This is a genomic window from Burkholderia sp. E168m22 (assembly GCF_001319805.1).
GTDB classification, from domain to species: domain Bacteria; phylum Pseudomonadota; class Gammaproteobacteria; order Burkholderiales; family Burkholderiaceae; genus Burkholderia; species Burkholderia orbicola.
Genome location: NZ_BBSK01000107.1, coordinates 129,438 through 148,037, shown reverse-complemented (window position 1 = coordinate 148,037; position 18,600 = coordinate 129,438). Strand labels below are relative to the sequence as shown.

The window sequence follows — 18,600 nt, the reverse complement described above, 5'->3', positions numbered from 1 at the left end:
GCAGTGGCGGCTATTCGATTTGAGTTAGCGATTTTCGACCGGTAGCCTAGTGCGCAAATCCAGCAGATGAATACTTAGTGAAACGGCATTGGCCATCATCTCCTGAACACGTTCTATTTCAGCTTGGAGTAGTAACATCAGTTCGTCTAGATCGATACGCTGTCCATTGTCGGGATTTTCCCATTTCCTATTTTTCGACAGAGTAATCAATAGGCAACCTGTTCGACTGTTTTCCGGGGCCATGTACTTTTTCACGAGTTGATTGTAGATGGTGTCGCGCAAATCTTTAGCGGACCTTCCGTCTCCAAGTTTTAACTCTATTATTGCTTCATGATCTGATGTGGTTGAGCGTAAACGAATATCTGTCTCCTTCTCATCCGCTGTAACAGCCTCCTGATCGATTTTGTATATCCCGTTAGCAGCATAACTCAGCTCTCGCGCGATTTCCCGGCGCATCACTTTTTCATCTGAGATGCCCGCCCATGCCTCTCTTGGCGAAGTGTCACGCAGCAGAAGGTCGTCGAGATCCGACAAGCGATCTTTCAAAACGGCGAACATCGCTTCGTTCGTCGACGCAGGGGCTTCGCCTGTCTTATCAAGCGAAATTGCCTGCATATCATTAAACGCAATGGAGTCTATCTCTTGTGCCCAATGCTCCTCTGCGACGGAGATAATCCGATCCCTGAAATGCGCGCACAGGGGATCGTTGGACATTTCGAGTTTCGCTGCCCATCCGTCTTCTCCTTTGGCGTCCAATAGTGCTCCGACGACCTCGTTTCGCGCACGCTCGGCATGATCTCGAACGTCGGGCGAGTAGCTACCCTCGTGTGTAGCATCGTCATTTGGCCGAACATGGTGATACGAGAGACGAAGTAGCCGCAAGAGCAAGCTTGGAGTGAAAACCTCGTCTCGCAAGCTAATCGAATCAATGCGGTCTCCGAATAGTACGCTAAACCACGTAACAGCCTCTGAATGCGGTCCCGGCTCGATTGTGCGCAAGCGATTTTCCAGTTCCGCTACCCCAATTTCTGGATCTATCCGTATGACTGTCGCCAACCAGACGAAATTGAATTGAATTGGCAAATCATTCTGCAATCTCTGCCGTGCGATGGAAAAAAGCTGCATGCGCATCTTCTCGTCGCCTCGTTCCAGGATTACACCGATTACCTGGCGTAGTCTTTGGACGGCCGCTGTGCTTTCATGATTGTCAGTCAAACAATCGCCTCGCTCTTCCAACCAAGACATCAGTCGTGGAAGGTAAAGACGGGAAGACTGTGCGTAGCTGATGCTTTGTAGTAGCAGGGATTGAGCCCCCTTTGCTTTGGGGCTCAACTCCCAGGTGAGCTCTTGGCCGATTATGGTGTCTACTGCATGCGAATGGGCGTCGATAAGGCTATCTAGCCATGCGGGTAAGCCATTAATTTCGACGAGCGCAAATCGCGCAGCGAGCCTAGCTTCCTCTTCGGTAAGTTGTCGGGCCCAACCCGGATCCTCCGCTTCGGCATAAATTGCGGCGAGCCCGAGCTGCCACCGAACAAGATACGTGTTGCGTTGGTCTGCTGGTCGCTCGCTTGCACATGTCGGAGACTCTGCGCGCCAGATATTCATCAAGATACGGCGTAAGCGATCTGCTGTTTCCTTGCCGAAATGTTCTTCGATAAGACGTCGATTCCACCCGGACTCTTGACCGGCTGCTCCATCTTGGCTCATCGCTCGCCAAAGATTCCAGGCTGTGTTCCAACTACGTTCATCCGAGAAAGCGCTCTCCGGATTCTGAGAAACCTCGCGCCAGAAAAGGATCCAACTCGCACGGTTTTTTGCTGCCGTTCGGTCACGTTGCCTTTTCCGCTCAATACTCCGCGCCTCCATGCGCTCCAGTTCCTTGTTATTCTTTGGCAGTTTTCTGCGCTCGGCAATTACGTCGAGAAGTTCTGTTTGGTCTGCAACCAGTTGCTCCAGTTCTGAAAGATGGTGCTGCCATTGTCCTTCGTCTGGCGAAAGGCGCAGCGCAGCCTGCAAAACCAAAGCACGGTCAGCCGTCGAACGTTCGGTGTTGGCAAGAGTCATTTTTATCCACGGCAAGTCTCTGGCGACTGTCAATCTAACGCTGCTATCGTGATATATGATTTCTACCAGACGGTTCCACGGATCCGTGATAACGCGAAGCGACTGAATAAGTTTGTCTGTAGCCCAAAACAGCTTCTCATTGTCTTGAGCCTCAAAAAGATTAATATGATTCAGAAGGGCTTTATGGGATTCATCGCTGCTATGCGCTTGATCGTGGAGGCGCGTGGAAAGAACGCACGCATCTAGCCACTGCTCGTCTTTGTTTGTACCTATTCCACGCACACAAACCGATGCAAGTACGTCGCTGAGATTTTCTCGGTTGCTAATCAGGTGCGACCACTCCTTGTGCCAACTGAGTCCGTCAGACACAAGTTCAACCAATCCGTCACGGAGTGACACAAGTTGTGACTGATCGAGTTGGGCGTTCTCAACCAGTCGTGACAACTGCGGGCTCAAGTCGTTGATGTCGCGCTTACCCTGCTTCAACCTCGCCAATGTCTTGCACAGCTGTTCAATGGAGATATCGCGTGGGAACAGTCGAACGATGGCCGCGCGTGCGATCTTATCCGGCCAAGTTTCAACGTCGTTAGCGACGGCGTGAGCGATCTCCGGCAGCCGTGGTTCCTCGAGTGCCACCATCGCGTCGAGCGCGATTGTCCGCTCTGTCGAGTCAGCGTTCGGATCACACGCACATTGGTAAGCCACGTTGGCACATTGGACGAGCTGCCCCGCTTCAATAAGATAGAGCAGTGTCAGTCTCACATCAGGATTCTCGACCCCTTGGCTCCATATTTGGGTAACCTCACTCGCAAGTTCTGGTGATGCAAAGCGATGAATCTGAATATGGGGAACCTGCCGTCCCCGCCAGCCGCCTTTGCCATAACGCTCGACATACGCCCGGAGTGCTTGAATACGCTGCATTGGGGTGAGCGTTTCGGGATCTCCTTCGTTGAGTAAGACAGCGGGATCGTTATCGCGCAATATCTCGAATATTGCGTCGTCCCCGAGCGCAAGCCAGCCGGCGACGGGCCGCTTCGATGGACGGACAATTACCTTGCCCCTGGTCTCCGCAAACAGTAGCCGTTTCAAGGCACGGAGAGGCATTCCCGCCTCGCGAAGCTCGCGAAGGCGTTGCGCTGCTAGATATTCGGCGACGGAGCGATGATGAAAACGCACACGACCATAAGATGCAAAACCAAACAATGGTCTCTCGAGAAGGGCCTTTCGCTCGCTGGGACTCCAGTCAGGAAGAATGATCGAAGGGTTGAGCGCTGCTTCATTGTGGATATCATCAGAGGCAGCGTTGTGTCTCACTGTCAGACGTCGGGTCATAAGCATCGCCAAGGCGAGCCGGCTAGCGCCCACCATCGCTTTTTCCACAGACAGTTCCGCAGGTTCAGGCCGGTCATCTCTGGGTTGCAATTTGATCCGCACATTTGCAGCAACTTGATCGTAATGAGTTCGAATGCGCTTATGCTCACGCCAGTCACAACATAGTTCGATCAGATCTTGTGGGCGTCGTGCAAATTCTTGTGCGTTTCGCCGACGCAAGTCTTCCAATAAGATGTCAGGGTTTGTGACTCCCTGGTCGCACGCAAATTTCACAATTTGCGCATCAGAAAGTGGCATAAGTGCAACTGTCCGCCATTCTGGAGCCTTCTCGGTTTTATTGTTTTTCTGTTCGACCCGCATTGCAATCATCGCAAACTCATCTTCACTCGGTTTCGCAGTGGATGTCGGAGGAATTGGTAGCAAGCTGCGAACGAGATCGCTGTCAAATGCGACAGGGCGTGTCGTGATGACTATTCGAGCGCGCCCCAGGTTGCCAGCGATGCCTTTCTTAAAGCGTTTTAACGCACGTTCAAATGACCCTAGACTCAGTTGTAGTTCGTCTATCGAGTCCAAGAAAAAAGTCGCGACATCCGATTGAGACGAAAGCCAAGTGTTGAGCCGATTCTCTTCTTCATCATCCAGTAGGGTGCGCAGTTCGCTGGTTGCAAGGCTCGCCAGCTCAACAAAAAAGGTAGGCTCCCCAGCCGCCGATAGACGTTGAGCTTGGGCACGACACTCATAGGTCTTGCCGGCCCCGGCCTCCGATATTAGCAACACACGCCACGACTGCAAAAGATCGTTCCACGATAATCCTCGTGACCAACCCAAACTCATCAAGAACGGTTGCTTGTCGGCGTCGGTGATTTTCCCCTCGGGGATATTCTGAAAAATTCGTTCGATCATATGCCACTTAGGTTAGTCGATTGGCGATGCGTATGAGGCCCTGCCGCTTCATGGAATTCGTAGTATTTGTGCCGTTGCCAACATACCCGTCGCATATTTCTGTTCAGCAAAGTGTACTCGCTCGGGCATGCTGATCGCTAATCTCTGTTCGCTGATCTCAAAGGTCGATATTGGACGAGCGCGATGACGCTGGCTGTGGTCGATGGCTATCTCAACGCGATACGGGAGTGTCTTCGCCCCCTCCCGCATCGAAGGCGTCCGCGTGGCGAATTCGCAGGTTTTGCGAGCAAACGGCGTTTGTACGAAGAGGCGCTGTACGGCATTGCACCTGGTACGCCGCCCGACATGTTTTTCACGAATCGGGCAGGGTTGCGCGGCCTCTATCTCGGAGGACACACGACCTTCCCGGCGTGTGGCGCACCCACGGCCATGCTTTCTCAGAAATCCAGGCAGAGAAGCGGCGACGCGGGGCACGCGCGGGAATCCGTGAGCGGCGGGTTGGGTGACCGTGGGCAGCGTCCGAAACCGCGTTGAACTCATGTCTCCTGCTCCTCCCCCCATTTAATGACCAAACCGCAAGACCTAGTGCATAGATATCGTTTGCCGAGCCCTTAATGACTATCGACAATCGTGGCTCGAATTCACCGCCGCGGCGCCAGAAGCGCCTTGGCGGCCGGCACTCGGCGGCTATCCCGGCCGTCCGCGCCCCCCAGCACACGACGACATGTACGCGTTCACGCCCTCATTCCAAAACCCTGCCGGCTCGCCGATCCGCGAGTTGTTCAAGTACCTGTCCGAACCGGGCATGATTTCCTTCGCGGGCGGCTATCCGGCGAGCGACCTGTTCGACGTCGACGGCCTGAACGCGGCCGCCGAACGCGCGTACGCACAGCCCGTCCGCTGCCTGCAATACGGCCCGACCGACGGCCTCGCCGAACTGAAGCAGCAACTGATCGCGCTGATGGCGCGTCGCGGCGTCGCCTGCGCGCCCGCCGAACTGCTCGTCACGACCGGTTCGCAGCAGGGCCTCGACCTGCTGCTGCGCGTGATGGTGTCGCCCGGCGACGTCGTGCTGACCGAACAGCCGGCATACCCGGCCACGCTGCAGGCGATGCGGTTGCAACAGGCGCGCATCGTGACGATTCCCGTCGACGGCGAAGGCCTCGACGTCGATCGCCTCGCAGCGCAACTCGCGTCCGGCGCGATCGCGCAGCCGAAGCTGCTCTACACGGTTCCGACCTTCGCGAACCCCACGGGCGCGACGCTCACGCGCGAACGCCGGCTGAAGCTGCTGCGTCTCGCGGTGCAATACCGTTTCCTGATCGTCGAGGACGATCCGTACGGCGACCTGCGTTTCGCGGGCGAAGCCGTGCCGTCGATGCTCGCGCTGGCCGGTGAAGTGGACGGCGCGCGCGACTGGCTCGTGCATTTCGCGAGCCTGTCGAAGATCGTCGCGCCGGGGCTGCGCGTGGGCTGGACGATCGCGCCGGCCGAGATCACGCGGCGCTGCGTGATCGCGAAGCAGACGGTCGATCTGTGCAGCACGCCGTGGACGCAGGCCACCGCCGCCGAATATCTGGCCGACGGCGCGCTCGAACGTCATCTGCCGCGCATCACGGCCGCGTACCGGCGTAAGTGCGACGCGATGTGCGACGCGCTGCGCGACGGCTTCGGCGATGCGATCGAATTCCATCGTCCCGAAGGCGGGATGTTCGTGTGGGCGCGGCTCGGCGCGGTATCGTCGGATGTGCTGCTGCAACAGGCGATCGCGAACAAGATCGTGTTCGTCCCCGGCAAGGCGTTCTTCGCGGACAACGTCGACGCGGCGTCGCTGCGCCTGTCGTTCGCCGCGCCGGACATCGATGCGATCCGGGAAGGCGTCGCGCGCCTCGTGCGCGCATATGGTGCGGCGCTGGCCGCGTGAGGAGACATCGACATGACCATCACCGTCAACGAAACGGCATCGCCGGGCGCAGCCTCGGGCGCCGGCGACACGCGGCCGGCGAAGCATCGCTCGTCGCAGATCAGCGCCGGGCCGCAGTATGTGGCCGACGTGCTCGGCCGCTTCGGCGCGGAGCCGGCACCCGATGCTGGCGATGCGGCGCCGGTCGTGCTCGGCTACAACTGACCGGCACAACGGCGGCGACGCATCCCATGCGAGCCGTCGCCGAAACAAACGGGTAAGCTGGCGCGATCGAAATACCGACGATCGCCGCCGCCCCATGTCCGACTCGACCACCGACTCGATCTCCGAATCGCTTGCGCAAACCTACGACCGCCTGTGGTCCTGCCTCGAATCCGGCGTCAACGTGCAGCGCTCGCCGTTCACGATGCTGCAGGCGGCGACGCTCGGCCTCGATGGTGCGCCGAAGGTTCGGACGATCGTGTTGCGCCAGGTGAATCGCGTCGGGCGCGTGCTGTCGTTTCATACCGATGCACGTTCGGCGAAGGTCGCGGAGTTGCGTCGCGATCCGCGTCTCTCGATCGTCGCCAACGATCTCGACGCGCTCGTGCAGATTCGTGCGGAAGGCGTTGCGTCGATCTGCGACGACGAAGCGCAACGGCGCGCGATCTGGGAAGCGAGCCGTCCGCATACGCTGCTGCTGTATCGCGCGCCGCTGCCGCCCGGCACGCCGGTCGTGTCGCCGGAAGCCGCGCATCTCGACAGCACCGCACCCACCGCCGACGGCTACGAAAACTTCTGCCTGATCCACATGACGGTCACGCGCATCGACTGGCTCGAACTCGCGCGCGCCGGCCATCGTCGCGCGGTATTCGATCTGAACGAACGCGGCTACGAAGCCCGCTGGATCGCCCCCTGACGCGGGTCCAGCGCACCCGATCCGCTCAAGGCCGCCCGTCCGACGCGGCCTGGATCATCCACTCGCGCATCACCGCGATCGCATCGTCGTCGCGGCGCTCGGCCGGATACACGAGATAGAACCCCATTGACAGCGGAAACGCGAAGTCGAACGGCTTGCACAGCCGTCCGGCGGCGATGTCGCGCTCGACGAGCGGCTCGGTCGCGAGCGCGATGCCCTGGCCGGCAACGGCCGCATCGATCGCGAGCGACGTCTGGTTGAAGCGCAGCCCCTTGTGCGGATCGACGTCGACCGGTGCTGGCATTGCCGCGAGGAATTCGGGCCACAGGTCATGCGCATCGTGCAGCAGCACCTGCCCGGCGAGCGCGCGTGGCGCAGCCGGCGGGCTCAGCACCGACGGGCTGCACACCGCGCACACGTCGAGCGGGAACAGCGCATGGGTGGCGAGATGCTTGCCGAACGGCGGCTTGCCGTAGCGGATCGCGAGATCGACGCCATCGTGGCGGAACGTCGCGATCTGCGGATCGGCGATCACGCGCACGTCGTAGTCGGGGTGTGCTTCGGTGAACTGCGCGAGCCGCGGGATCAGCCACTTCGACGCGAACGACGGCGTCGTGCTGATCGTCAGCGCCGCGCGCCGCTTGACGAGCTTGTCGGTGGCGTCGGCGATCGCATGCAGCGCGCGCTGCACGTCGGAGAAATACGCGGCGCCGTCATGCGTGAGCGCGAGGCCGCGCGGCAGGCGTTCGAACAGCTTCAGGCCGAGCACGTCCTCGAGGTGGCGCACCTGCTGCGCGACGGCGCCCTGCGTGACGCCGATCTCGTCGGCGGCGGCGCGGAAATTGAGGTGCCGCGCGGACACTTCGAACGCGCGAAGCGCATTCAGCGGCGGCAGGCGGGAAGGGCGTGGCGGCATCGTCAGGCTGTAGAAAAACTATCGGCTGGCGGCAGAAATACTGGTTCGACAGCGGGAATCGATGCGCCTACATTACCACCATGGCGCGCCGAATGGCGGCTGCGCGGCGGCAGAATCGGAACGAGGAGCGGATCGTGACTGTAGAAAAAGTGGCGTTGATCACGGCGGCGGGCAAGGGCATGGGCGCGGCGATCGCGCGCGAACTGGCGGCGACGGGCTATCGCGTCGCGCTGATGTCGCTGTCGGGCAGCGCGGTGGCGCTTGGCGAGGAACTGGGCGGTTTCGGCATCAAGGGCTCGGTGACGGAAGAAGCCGACATCGACAAGCTCGTGCAGGAAACGATCGCGCGCTATGGGCGCATCGATGCGGTCGTGAACAACACCGGCCATCCGCCGAAGGGCGAGTTGCTGGCGATCACCGACGACAACTGGCACGCGGGGCTCGACCTGATCCTGCTGAACGTGGTGCGCGTGATGCGCCGCGTGACGTCGATCTTCCAGAAGCAGGGCGGCGGCGCGGTGGTGAACATCTCGAGCTTCGCGGCGGACGCGCCGGAGCAGCCGATGCCCGTGTCGTCGGCGCTGCGCGCGGCGTTGAGCGCATGGACGCGCCTCTACGCGGAACGCTATGCGGCCGAGAACATCCGGATGAACGCGGTGCTGCCGGGCTTCATCGACAGCTGGCCGGAAACGCCGGAGATCGTCGCGCGCATTCCGGCCGGGCGCTTCGGCAAGACCGGCGAGATCGCGAAGACGGTTGCGTTCCTGCTGTCGGACGGCGCGGGCTATATCACCGGGCAGAACATTCGCGTCGACGGCGCGATCGTCAAGGCGCTCTGAGCGCCGCACCGGCGAGCGGCCGCGCAAGCGTGTTCGCTCACCTCGCAGCAGCTACAAACGCGTACAAATCAGACAAATCCGGGATACATCAGACCTTTCGAATAGGCGACGCCGCGTGACGAGGGCGCGCCTGATTGAAAGCCTGGGCGGGATCCCGCGCGCGGCATGTTCACTTTCCACTTCACGAAAGGAGATGCCGAACGATGTCTTCCACACCGTTTTCCCCGATGCGTCGCCACCTGCTGGCCACTTCCGTGGCCGCCGGGGTGTCGGCGATGCTGCCCACCGCGCTGCATGCGGCCACCGGCGCGAGCGGCATACGCCCGTTCACCGCACACATTCCCGATGAAGCCGTGGCCGACCTGCGCCGTCGCATTGCCGCGACGCGCTGGCCGGGCCGTGAGACCGTCGCCGACGAATCGCAGGGCGTGCGGCTCGCGCGCATGCAGGCGCTGCTGCGCTACTGGGGCACCGACTACGACTGGCGCAAGGGCGAGGCGCGCCTGAACGGTTTCCCGATGTTCATCACGGAAATCGACGGGCTCGACATTCATTTCATTCACGTGCGGTCGCGGCACGAGAACGCGATGCCGATGATCATGACGCACGGCTGGCCCGGTTCGATCTTCGAGCTGCTGAAGGCGATCGGTCCGCTGACCGACCCGACCGCGCACGGCGCGAGCGCGGACGATGCGTTCCACGTCGTCGTGCCGTCGCTGCCGGGCTTCGGCTTCTCGGGCCGGCCAACGAAGACCGGCTGGGGCTCCGACCACATCGCGCGAGCGTGGGGCGAGCTGATGGCGCGGCTCGGCTATACGCGTTTCGTGTCGCAGGGCGGCGACTGCGGCTCGGTGATCTCGCACCGGATGGCGATGCAGCACGTGCAAGGTCTGGCCGGCATTCACGTGAACATGCCGGCGACGGTGCCGCCGGAGATCGCGACGCTGCTCGCGACCGATGCGCCCGCGCCGGCGTCGCTGTCGCCGAAGGAGAAGGCCGCGTACGAGAAGCTCGCGACGTTCTATCGCGACAACTGCGGCTACTCGGCGATGATGGTCACGCGGCCGCAGACGGTCGGTTATGCGCTGGCGGATTCGCCGTCCGGGCAGGCTGCGTGGATGTACGACAAGATTTCGCAATGGACTTATAGCGGAGGAGTACCGGAACGCTCGATTCCGCGCGACGAGATCCTCGACGACATTTCGTTGTACTGGCTGACGAACACCGCGACGTCGGCTGCGCAGATCTACTGGGAGGATCACTCGAACAACTTCAACGCGGTGGATATCTCGTTGCCGGCGGCGATCACGGTGTTTCCGGGCGAGATTTATCAGGCGCCACGCAGTTGGGCCGAGCGGAGTTATCACAACCTGATCTACTTCAACGAAGTCGACAAGGGCGGGCACTTCGCGGCATGGGAAGAGCCTGAACTGTTTGCGCGTGAAGTGCGTGCCGGGTTCCGGTCGTTGCGGCGCGTGTAAGCAGGGTTGTGCGACGAATGCGGGCCGGCTGTTGCGCGGCTCGCGTTCGTTTTCAGGTCACCGCCTGCAACGCCTGCGCAAACCGCTTGTCCGCCAGATACGCGACGTTGAAGCGGCAATACTTCGACGGACGATCGGCCTGCGGCGAGAACACCGCCCCGGGCGCGAGGATCACGCCGCGCTCCAGCAGCGCCTGCGCGAGCAACATCGAATCCGGCCAGCCGGGCAGTGCGGCCCACAGATACAGGTTCTGCTCGCACGGCCGATAGACCTCCGCGCCGAGACGGCCGAGCGCATCGAGCGCGGTGCCGGTCGCGCGCCGCAGCTTCTCCTGCAGATGATTCGTATGCCTGAGAAAATGGCCATCGCTGACGATCGCATCGAGCGTGCGTTCGCAGTATTCCGAGCTGCTGACGTGCGTCAGCATCTTCACGTCGGCGAGATCGCTGGCAAGCGCCGCATTGCACGCGAGAAACCCGACACGCAGCGCGGCCGACACCGATTTCGAAAAACTGCCGATATAGATGGTGCGGCGCAACTGGTCGAGCGTCGCGATGCGCGTGAGCGAGCGCGGCCGCAGGTCGGCCAGCGCATCGTCCTCGACGATGATCAGGTCGTGCGCGTCGGCGAGTTGCAGGATACGGTGCGCCTTGGCCGCGCTCGTATCGGTTGCGGTCGGGTTGTGGCCGACCGATTGCGTGAAGAACAGCTTCGGCCGGTACGCGGCGATGTGCTCGGCCAGCTTCGTGACGTCGGGGCCGTCGATCTCGCGCGGCACGCCGACGATGTTTGCGCCGCTCAGTTTCAACTTGCCGAACAGCGGGTAGTAGCCGGGATCGTCGACGAGCACGGTGTCGCCGGGGCGCACGAAATAGCGCAGCACGAGGTCCATCGCCTGGTTCGCGCCGTGCGTGAGCACGATCTGCGCGGGCGGCGCCTCGATCTCGTAGCCGGCGAGCTTCTGCTGCAGCGACTGGCGCAGCGGCAGGTAGCCGAAGCGGCTGCCGTAGCGGAACAGCGACGCGGCGCTCGTGCGCATGATGCGCTGCTGGTACTGGTTCAGCCGCGTTTCCTCGAGCCACTCGATCGGCGGGAAGCCTTCGCCGAGATTGAGCACGTCGGGCTTCGCGTGCAGTTGCTCGCGCATCAGCCACACGATGTCCATCGCGCGGTCGAGCGAGCTCGGCTCGTCGAGCTCGGGCGCGGCCGCCGCGCGTCGCGTGACGAAGAAGCCCGAGCCGCGGCGCGGCTCGATCAGGCCGTCGGCCGCGAGCATCTCGAACGCGCTGATCACGGTGTTCTTCGAGCAGCCGGATGCCTCAGCGTATTCCCTGATCGACGGCAGTTTCGTGCCGGCCGCCAACACCCCTTCCTCGATCTGTCTGGCGAGATTGTCTGCCATCGCGCCAGACAGGCTGGCTTTTGCACGCTGTTTCATCGGAATCTTCCGTCGGACCGGCCCACTGTAATGGGTACGGTTGAGTGACTGTCTGCGCCGTCTGTACCTTTTCAATGGGTACAGCGTGACTATTATTCGGCTGTCCGCCGCCCGCCGCAAGCACCGACGGGCGACATCGCCACCCGCAACAGTCAACCCATCATGCCGATCGATTCCGCCTTGCCGAACTTCCGCTCGCTGACGCCCGAGCAACGCCTGTCCCACTTGTCCCGTGCCGTCGGGCTCGACGATGCCGAGCACGCGCTGCTCGCCCAACCGGGCGCGCTGCCGCTCGATACCGCGAACGGGATGATCGAGAACGTGATCGGCACGTTCGAGCTGCCGATGGCGGTGGCCGGCTACTTCCGGATCAACGATCGGGACGTGATCGTGCCGATGGCCGTCGAGGAGCCGTCGATCGTGGCGGCCGCCTCGTACATGGCGAAGCTTTCCCGCGCGGCGGGCGGCTTCCGCACGTCGAGCAGCGGTCCGCTGATGCGTGCGCAGGTTCAGGTGATCGGCGTCGACGATCCGTATGGCGCGCGGCTCGCGATCCTGCGTCATGCGGCCGAACTGATCGCGCTCGCGAACAGCCGCGACAAGGTGCTGGTCGGCCTCGGCGGCGGCTGCCGCGACATCGAGGTTCATGTGTTTCCCGACACGCCGCGCGGCGCGATGATCGTCGCGCACCTGATCGTCGACGTGCGCGACGCGATGGGCGCGAACACGGTCAACACGATGGCCGAAACCGTCGCGACGCGCATCGAGGCGATTACCGGCGGCCAGGTACGGTTGCGGATACTGTCCAACCTCGCCGACCTGCGGTTGGCGCGCGCAGAGGTACGGTACTCGGCCGCGACGCTCGCGACCGACGATTACGCCGGCGAAGCGGTGATCGACCGCGTGATCGACGCATACGTGTTCGCGGCGACCGATCCGTACCGCGCGGCGACCCACAACAAGGGCATCATGAACGGCATCGATCCGGTGGTGGTCGCGACCGGCAACGACTGGCGCGCGGTCGAGGCCGGCGCGCATGCGTACGCGAGCCGCAGCGGCCGCTATACGTCGCTGACGACGTGGGAGAAGGCCGCGAACGGCGACCTCGTCGGCACGATCGAGATGCCGATGCCGGTCGGGCTCGTCGGCGGCGCGACGAAGACGCACCCGCTCGCGCGCCTCGCATTGAAGATCATGAACGTGACGTCCGCGCAGGAACTCGGCGAAATTGCGGTCGCGGTCGGGCTTGCGCAGAATCTCGGGGCGCTGCGCGCGCTCGCGACCGAAGGGATCCAGCGCGGCCACATGGCGCTGCATGCGCGCAACATCGCCGTCGCGGCCGGCGCGACCGGCGCCGACATCGACCGGATCGCGCAGCGGATGGTCGCGGCGAAGGACGTGCGTGCCGATTTCGCCGTCGAGCTGCTCGCGGGCCGCAGCGGCGGCTGACGCGCGGCTGCGCGCCGCGTGATCGACGCGGTGTGCAGTCCGCGCCGCGCCGGCATGGCCGGCGACATATCAAACCAGGAGGAGACACATGGAACAGACCGGTTCAAGCGCCGTCGCACCCGCGCCGCATCGCACCCGGCCGTTGGCCGGCGCCGATGCGGCGGCCACGACGCTCGTCGAGGTATGGGGCGACACGGTGGCGACGAAGCATCTCGCGTGGTCGGTGCTGCTCGGCATCGCGATCAGCCTCGGCGCGTTCGAGATCGGCCGCATCGCGCTCGCATCGTTCGTGCACGACGCGGCGATCGCACGCGCTTATGCGATGCTGATCGGCCTCGGCGGCTGCCTGCTGGCTGGCACGATCTGCGCGGTGCTGTTCAAGCCGAAGCGCACGGTGATCGAACATGCGGCGGGCAGCGCCGAGCGCGACGACGCCTTGCGGCAACTCGCCGAAGCATCGGGCGGACTCGGCGCGACGAGCGACCTGTCGGCCAGCGCGCGCGCCGAGATGGAGGAACTCGGGCTGCTCGACCTGTTCGCGTCGTACGACGCGTCGACCGGGCGCGCACGCGCGGGAGGCCGCTGATGGATGCACTGCTGCAGGCGTTGCCGGCCGCGTTCGCGATGGGGCTGCTCGGCGCGATCGTGTTCTCCGGCATCGGGCTGATCTCCGGCACCGACGAAACGACGACGATCGCGCCGCTCACGTTGCTCGTCGCGCTGCTCGGCGTGCCACCGGCCGGCGTGTTCACGTTTTTTCTCGCGGGCGCGGTGGCCAAGCACATCACGCATGCGATCCCGACCGCGCTGCTCGGCATTCCCGGCGACACGATGGCCGCGCCGCTGCTGCAACAGGCGACGCTGCTGCGCGCGCTCGGCGTGCCGCACATCGCGCTGCGCAAGATGATCTCCGGCGCGATCGTCGCCGCGTTCGTCGCGCTGCCCCTCGCGGTGCTGTTCGCGTCGTTGCTCGCGCCGTTCGGCGCGGCGATCGCGAAGGCCGCGCCGTGGGTGTTCCTCGCGGCGGCCGTCGGCATCGCATACTGCTCGGCGGGGCGTTGGGCGTCGGTGCTGCTGCTGGTGCCGTTCGTGATGCTGGTGGTCGGGCTGCAGGCGCTCACGGGTCATTACGGCGTGAAGCTGAGCGTCAGCTACTTCCTCGGGATCGCGATCGGCCCGCTGGTGGCCGACCTGTTCTCGATCCTGTCGCCGGCCGAGCGGCGGCGCATGCGCCGCGACGGGCCGTCGACGTTCGTGCTCGCGCCCGACGTGAAAAGCTGGCGCGGCTATTTCCCCAATCCGCTGAAGGTGCTCGACCGCGAGCAGGTCGCGTGGACGGTCGGCACGGCCGCCGTGTCGAGCGCGACGTTCGTGTTCAGCCCGGTCGCGATGACGGTGCTGATGGGCGAGATCGTCGGCGCGCGCGTGCGTCATGCGTATCAGCGCCTGACGACCGTGATCGCCGCCCGTAACGGCGTGACCGAGGCCACCTATATCGCCGAGGCACTGATTCCGCTGATCGCGTTCGGGCTGCCGCTGAGCCCGGTGGCGGCCGGCCCGGCCGCGCCGCTGTTCAATGCGCCGCCGCGCTTCACGGTCGACGCGGCGAGCGGGCAGATCCACAACCTCCATACGCTGATGAGCTGGCCCGAGTTCCTCGGCTACGGGCTGCTGTCGATCGTGCTGGCCGCGCTGATCGCGTATCCGCTCGCGATGCACCACGCGCACCGCGCGGCATCGTTCGTCGCGCGCAAGCTGAGCCACGAAGCGATCATCGCGACCTTCGCGGGGCTGATCGTCGTGATCGGCGTGTGGGAAGGGCAACTGCTCGGGCTCGCCGTGATCGTGACGATCGGCCTGTTCGGCGGGATGCTGTCGCGCCTGTTCGCGTTCAACACCGGCGTGCAGTTCATGGGCTATTACGTCGCGGTGCTCAGCGTGCCCGCGATCGCCAGGCTGTTCTGACTCGCCGGCGCACGGGGCCGCGAGTGCCGCGCGACCGTGCCGAAGCGTCGTTTTCCCGCGATTTTTGAATCGCAGTGTGTCGTGTTCGCACACGGATACGTTGAGATACAAAGCGTCCGGACGGTTCGGATATAAAACCGGTGAAGCGATTCACACGGCGGCGCGGTGCCATGCGCTGCCGCTGCGAATGGCGAGAACCGATTGCCCGCACGTGCCGCGGGCCCTTTCCTTAGCGATCGACAATGGAGAACGAGTCATGCCTGATACCGTGAACACCCGCCGCCGCCTGATCCTGGGCTCGACGCTGGCGAGCCTGAGCCTCGCCGACCTCGGCTTCAGCGCACTCGCGCAGGCGCAGTCGGCGCCCGATGCATCCGCGGCGAAGCGCCCGGCCGGCGTCGCGTCGCTGGGCACGATCCACCAGATCGACGCGGGCGTGCTCAACGTCGGGTATGCGGATCTCGGCCCGAAGAACGGCCCCGTCGTGTTCCTGCTGCATGGCTGGCCGTACGACATCTACAGCTACGCGGACGTCGCGCCGCTGCTCGTCGCGGCCGGCTATCGCGTGATCGTGCCGTATCTGCGCGGCTACGGCTCGACGACGTTCCGCTCGGCCGACACGGTACGCAACGGCCAGCAGGCGGTGACGGCCATCGACATCGTCGCGCTGATGGACGCGCTGAAGATCGACCGAGCGGTGTTCGGCGGCTACGACTGGGGCGCGCGCACGGCCGACGTCATCGCGGCGCTGTGGCCGCAGCGCGTGAAGGCGCTGGTGTCGGTGAGCGGCTACCTGATCGGCAGCCAGGCGGCGAACGCCAAGCCGTTGCCGCCGCAGGCCGAATTCCAGTGGTGGTATCAGTTCTATTTCACGACGGAGCGCGGCGAACTCGGCTACGCGCAGAACCGCGAGGCGTTCAACAAGCTGATCTGGCAACTCGCGTCGCCGAAGTGGCAGTTCTCCGACGAAACCTATGCGCGCTCGGCCGCATCGTTCCGGAATCCAGATCATGTGGCCGTCGTGATCCACAACTATCGCTGGCGTCTCGGGCTCGCGAAGGGCGAAGCGCAATACGACGACATCGAGCGGCGTCTCGCGGCGGCGCCTGCGATCACCGTGCCGACGATCACGATGGAAGGCGACGCGAACGGCGCGCCGCATCCGGAGCCGGCCGCGTACGCGAAGAAGTTCACCGGCAAGTATCAGCACCGGACCATCACCGGCGGCATCGGCCACAACCTGCCGCAGGAAGCGCCGCAGGCTTTCGCCGATGCGGTCCTGCAAGTGGAGCATCTGTGATGCGGGCCCGTGTAGGGCTGGGGCCGCACGGTGTGCGTCGTGCGCTCGTCGCGGGTGTGCTGCTGGCCGGCGCGTGGTCGGCGAGCGGTCCGGCCGCGTTCGCGGAACAGCCGAAACCGGCCGCGGCCGCGTCGCCGATCTACGGCGTGACGATTCCGCCCGGCTACCGGAAGTGGGAGATGGTCGCGCCGGCCGAAGAGGCCGCCCCGCTCGACGAGCTGCGCGTGGTGCTCGGCAACCCGGTCGCGATCCGCGCGCTCGAACAGGCGACGCTGCCGTTTCCGGACGGCACGATCCTCGTGAAGCTCGCGTACAAGCGCAAGCAGTCCGACGAGTTCGCGCCCGCGACGGTGCCCGGCCAGGCGACGACCGTGCAGGTGATGGTGAAGGATTCACGCCGTTACGCAGCGACGGGCGGCTGGGGATTCGGGCGCTTCGTCAACGGCGTGCCGGCCGACATCGGCCAGCATCAGACGTGCTTTGCGTGCCATCAGGCGCGGGTAAAGAACCACGACTACGTGTTCACGCGGCTCGCGCCGTGACGTGACACGGCGGTGTGAAGGCGAAGGAAAGGCGTGCCCCGCGAGGCACGCCTTTTTTCGTGGTGCGTAGCGCGAGGCGAAACGAATCCCCTCGTCAAACGGGTTTGTATCGCTCTGTATCTGCGGCCGGTCCTGAAAAACTGGCATGCAGAAAGCCCGGTTTCGGAAACATGCCGGATACGTGCGCGGGTTCTACTGTCGACATGCAGCAAACGTTCGGCGCCAGACGTTCGCACCGGATGCCTAAGTGATCGACCACCCAACTTCGTTCAAGGAGAAATCTCATGAAAGCCGCTCGAATCCTCGCCGTTGCCGTTCTCGCCGTCGCACCCGCACTGTCGTTCGCCGATACCGGCCACGGCCTCACGCGTGCCGAAGTGCGCGCCGACCTCATCCGTCTCGAGAAGGCCGGCTACAACCCGGCCGGCAGCGAAGCGCATTACCCGGACGACATCGCCGCCGCAGAGCATGCCGTCGCGGCTGCCGAGCAGGTCGCGCGTTCCGACCAGAACGGCCCGTCGAAGTCGCAAGACGACAACGTGGCCGATGCGTCGACGCCGGCCGGCCATCGCGATGCCGCGCAGCCGCGTGCCGCACGCAACGCCGCCGACGACCTGTACGCGCATTCGTGATCTCGTGTCGCGCCTGCCGCATGCAGGCGCGGCCGCTCAGACAGCACTTCACTTCAATGACACGATAAAGAAAGGAGCATGACGATGGCCGGTTTGATGAAACGCGCTCTGGTATCCGCCGCGATGATCGGCGGACTGTTCGGCGCGGTCGCGGCGCAGGCCGCGCCGAAGGAAGACCTGAAGGGCACCAACGTCGTGCTCGTGCATGGCGCGTTCGCCGACGGGTCGAGCTGGAACCGCGTGATTCCGCTGCTCGAGGCGCGTGGCCTGCACGTGGTGTCGGTGCAGAATCCGCTGAGCTCGCTCGCCGACGATGCGGCCGCGACGAAGCGCACGATCGACGAACAGAAGGGGCCGGTCGTGCTGGTCGGCCATTCGTGGGCCGGCGTCGTGATCAGCGATGCGGGCAACGACGACAAGGTGAAGTCGCTCGTATACGTCGCGGCGTTCGCGCCCGACAACGGCCAGTCGATCGCGGACGTCACGCAGGGGTTGCCGGCGCCGTCATGGGCGGGTGAGCTGCGCAAGGACGCGGGCGGTTTCGCGCGGCTGTCGGACAAGGCGATCGCGCAGGATTTCGCGCCGGATCTGCCGCCCGCGCAGCAGCGTCTCGTTGCCGCGACCCAAGGGCCGTGGTATGGCGGGTGCATCTCGGAGAAGATCACGCAGGCCGCGTGGCATGCGAAGCCGTCGACGTTCGTGGTCGCGACGCAGGACCGGATGATCGATCCGGCGCTGCAGGAAGCGATGGCGAAGCGGATCGGCGCGACGGTCACGCGCGTGAATTCCAGCCACGTCGCGATGCTGAGCCAGCCGAAGGCCGTGGCCGACGCGATCATTGCCGCCGCCGAGCGCGCGAAGCAGGATACGCAGTGAGCGAATGCGGCGCCGCGCTGTCGTGAGGCGGTGCGGCG

15 protein-coding genes are annotated in these 18,600 nt (G+C 63.9%); 12 read left to right on the top strand and 3 right to left on the bottom strand.

Features of this window, described 5'->3' with window-relative positions; genetic code table 11:
- Positions 1-24: 24 nt before the first annotated feature.
- Complete coding sequence (locus AP428_RS24635) at positions 25-4,302, bottom strand: NACHT domain-containing NTPase (RefSeq protein ID WP_011694540.1); 4,278 nt, start codon at positions 4,300-4,302, stop codon at positions 25-27.
- A 724-nt stretch (positions 4,303-5,026) separates the two neighbouring features.
- Between AP428_RS24635 and AP428_RS24630 the strand changes: the two genes are divergently transcribed.
- The 3 genes from AP428_RS24630 (at position 5,027) to AP428_RS24620 (ending at position 7,124) form a co-directional block, all read left to right on the top strand.
- Positions 5,027-6,226: a PLP-dependent aminotransferase family protein gene (locus tag AP428_RS24630; protein ID WP_011694541.1), complete on the top strand. Its 1,200-nt coding sequence runs from the start codon at positions 5,027-5,029 to the stop codon at positions 6,224-6,226.
- A 12-nt stretch (positions 6,227-6,238) separates the two neighbouring features.
- Positions 6,239-6,430 (top strand): hypothetical protein, encoded by a 192-nt coding sequence (locus AP428_RS24625; protein WP_011694542.1) that lies wholly within the window; start codon positions 6,239-6,241, stop codon positions 6,428-6,430.
- Positions 6,431-6,524: 94 nt separating this feature from the next.
- Positions 6,525-7,124: a pyridoxamine 5'-phosphate oxidase family protein gene (locus tag AP428_RS24620; protein WP_011694543.1), complete on the top strand. Its 600-nt coding sequence runs from the start codon at positions 6,525-6,527 to the stop codon at positions 7,122-7,124.
- 25 nt (positions 7,125-7,149) lie between these two features.
- Here the strand turns inward: AP428_RS24620 and gcvA are convergent, their stop codons facing one another.
- Entirely contained in the window at positions 7,150-8,040 is an 891-nt protein-coding gene (gcvA, locus tag AP428_RS24615; RefSeq protein WP_011694544.1) for a transcriptional regulator GcvA, read from the bottom strand.
- A 134-nt stretch (positions 8,041-8,174) separates the two neighbouring features.
- Here gcvA and AP428_RS24610 point away from each other — a divergent pair, with 134 nt between their 5' ends.
- Both AP428_RS24610 and AP428_RS24605 read left to right on the top strand, forming a co-directional pair.
- Complete coding sequence (locus AP428_RS24610; protein WP_041489663.1) at positions 8,175-8,879, top strand: SDR family oxidoreductase; 705 nt, start codon at positions 8,175-8,177, stop codon at positions 8,877-8,879.
- A gap of 203 nt (positions 8,880-9,082) precedes the next feature.
- Positions 9,083-10,360, top strand: coding sequence for an epoxide hydrolase family protein (locus AP428_RS24605; protein ID WP_011694546.1), 1,278 nt, complete (start codon positions 9,083-9,085; stop codon positions 10,358-10,360).
- A 52-nt stretch (positions 10,361-10,412) separates the two neighbouring features.
- On the opposite strand, the gene AP428_RS24600 is transcribed toward AP428_RS24605, so the two are convergent.
- Positions 10,413-11,798, bottom strand: coding sequence for a PLP-dependent aminotransferase family protein (locus tag AP428_RS24600; RefSeq protein WP_011694547.1), 1,386 nt, complete (start codon positions 11,796-11,798; stop codon positions 10,413-10,415).
- A 162-nt stretch (positions 11,799-11,960) separates the two neighbouring features.
- Here AP428_RS24600 and AP428_RS24595 point away from each other — a divergent pair, with 162 nt between their 5' ends.
- The 7 genes from AP428_RS24595 to AP428_RS24565 all read left to right on the top strand — a co-directional run bounded on the left by AP428_RS24595 (position 11,961) and on the right by AP428_RS24565 (position 18,562).
- A complete protein-coding gene (locus AP428_RS24595) occupies positions 11,961-13,247 on the top strand; it encodes a hydroxymethylglutaryl-CoA reductase, degradative (RefSeq protein WP_011694548.1) in 1,287 nt (428 codons plus the stop codon).
- An 88-nt stretch (positions 13,248-13,335) separates the two neighbouring features.
- Positions 13,336-13,833 carry a hypothetical protein gene (locus tag AP428_RS24590; protein ID WP_011694549.1) on the top strand — a complete coding sequence of 166 codons (498 nt, stop codon included), beginning with the start codon at positions 13,336-13,338 and terminating at the stop codon, positions 13,831-13,833.
- A complete protein-coding gene (locus tag AP428_RS24585; RefSeq protein WP_011694550.1) occupies positions 13,833-15,212 on the top strand; it encodes a tripartite tricarboxylate transporter permease in 1,380 nt (459 codons plus the stop codon). Before AP428_RS24590 ends, AP428_RS24585 begins: the two co-directional genes overlap by 1 nt.
- A gap of 256 nt (positions 15,213-15,468) precedes the next feature.
- The gene (locus tag AP428_RS24580) at positions 15,469-16,512 is read left to right on the top strand and encodes an alpha/beta fold hydrolase (protein ID WP_011694551.1); all 1,044 of its coding nucleotides are present in this window, start codon (positions 15,469-15,471) and stop codon (positions 16,510-16,512) included.
- On the top strand, positions 16,512-17,054 hold the full coding sequence (locus AP428_RS24575; RefSeq protein WP_011694552.1) for a cytochrome P460 family protein: 543 nt from the start codon (positions 16,512-16,514) through the stop codon (positions 17,052-17,054). The genes AP428_RS24580 and AP428_RS24575 overlap by 1 nt, the downstream gene beginning before the upstream one ends.
- Before the next feature lie 284 nt (positions 17,055-17,338).
- The gene (locus AP428_RS24570; RefSeq protein WP_011694553.1) at positions 17,339-17,686 is read left to right on the top strand and encodes a DUF4148 domain-containing protein; all 348 of its coding nucleotides are present in this window, start codon (positions 17,339-17,341) and stop codon (positions 17,684-17,686) included.
- Between the two features lie 84 nt (positions 17,687-17,770).
- The gene (locus AP428_RS24565; protein WP_011694554.1) at positions 17,771-18,562 is read left to right on the top strand and encodes an alpha/beta fold hydrolase; all 792 of its coding nucleotides are present in this window, start codon (positions 17,771-17,773) and stop codon (positions 18,560-18,562) included.
- The last annotated feature ends 38 nt before the right edge of the window (positions 18,563-18,600 follow it).

Bases quoted from the DNA above. Each gene is read 5' to 3' on its own strand.
- AP428_RS24565 (WP_011694554.1), top strand. From the start codon at position 17,771: ATGGCCGGTTTGATGAAACGCGCTCTGGTATCCGCCGCGATGATCGGC.
- AP428_RS24575 (WP_011694552.1), top strand. From the start codon at position 16,512: ATGCGGGCCCGTGTAGGGCTGGGGCCGCACGGTGTGCGTCGTGCGCTC.
- AP428_RS24620 (WP_011694543.1), top strand. From the start codon at position 6,525: ATGTCCGACTCGACCACCGACTCGATCTCCGAATCGCTTGCGCAAACC.
- AP428_RS24570 (WP_011694553.1), top strand. From the start codon at position 17,339: ATGAAAGCCGCTCGAATCCTCGCCGTTGCCGTTCTCGCCGTCGCACCC.
- AP428_RS24625 (WP_011694542.1), top strand. From the start codon at position 6,239: ATGACCATCACCGTCAACGAAACGGCATCGCCGGGCGCAGCCTCGGGC.
- AP428_RS24590 (WP_011694549.1), top strand. From the start codon at position 13,336: ATGGAACAGACCGGTTCAAGCGCCGTCGCACCCGCGCCGCATCGCACC.
- AP428_RS24595 (WP_011694548.1), top strand. From the start codon at position 11,961: ATGCCGATCGATTCCGCCTTGCCGAACTTCCGCTCGCTGACGCCCGAG.
- AP428_RS24630 (WP_011694541.1), top strand. From the start codon at position 5,027: ATGTACGCGTTCACGCCCTCATTCCAAAACCCTGCCGGCTCGCCGATC.
- AP428_RS24605 (WP_011694546.1), top strand. From the start codon at position 9,083: ATGTCTTCCACACCGTTTTCCCCGATGCGTCGCCACCTGCTGGCCACT.
- AP428_RS24635 (WP_011694540.1), bottom strand. From the start codon at position 4,302: ATGATCGAACGAATTTTTCAGAATATCCCCGAGGGGAAAATCACCGAC.
- gcvA (WP_011694544.1), bottom strand. From the start codon at position 8,040: ATGCCGCCACGCCCTTCCCGCCTGCCGCCGCTGAATGCGCTTCGCGCG.
- AP428_RS24600 (WP_011694547.1), bottom strand. From the start codon at position 11,798: ATGAAACAGCGTGCAAAAGCCAGCCTGTCTGGCGCGATGGCAGACAAT.
- AP428_RS24585 (WP_011694550.1), top strand. From the start codon at position 13,833: ATGGATGCACTGCTGCAGGCGTTGCCGGCCGCGTTCGCGATGGGGCTG.
- AP428_RS24580 (WP_011694551.1), top strand. From the start codon at position 15,469: ATGCCTGATACCGTGAACACCCGCCGCCGCCTGATCCTGGGCTCGACG.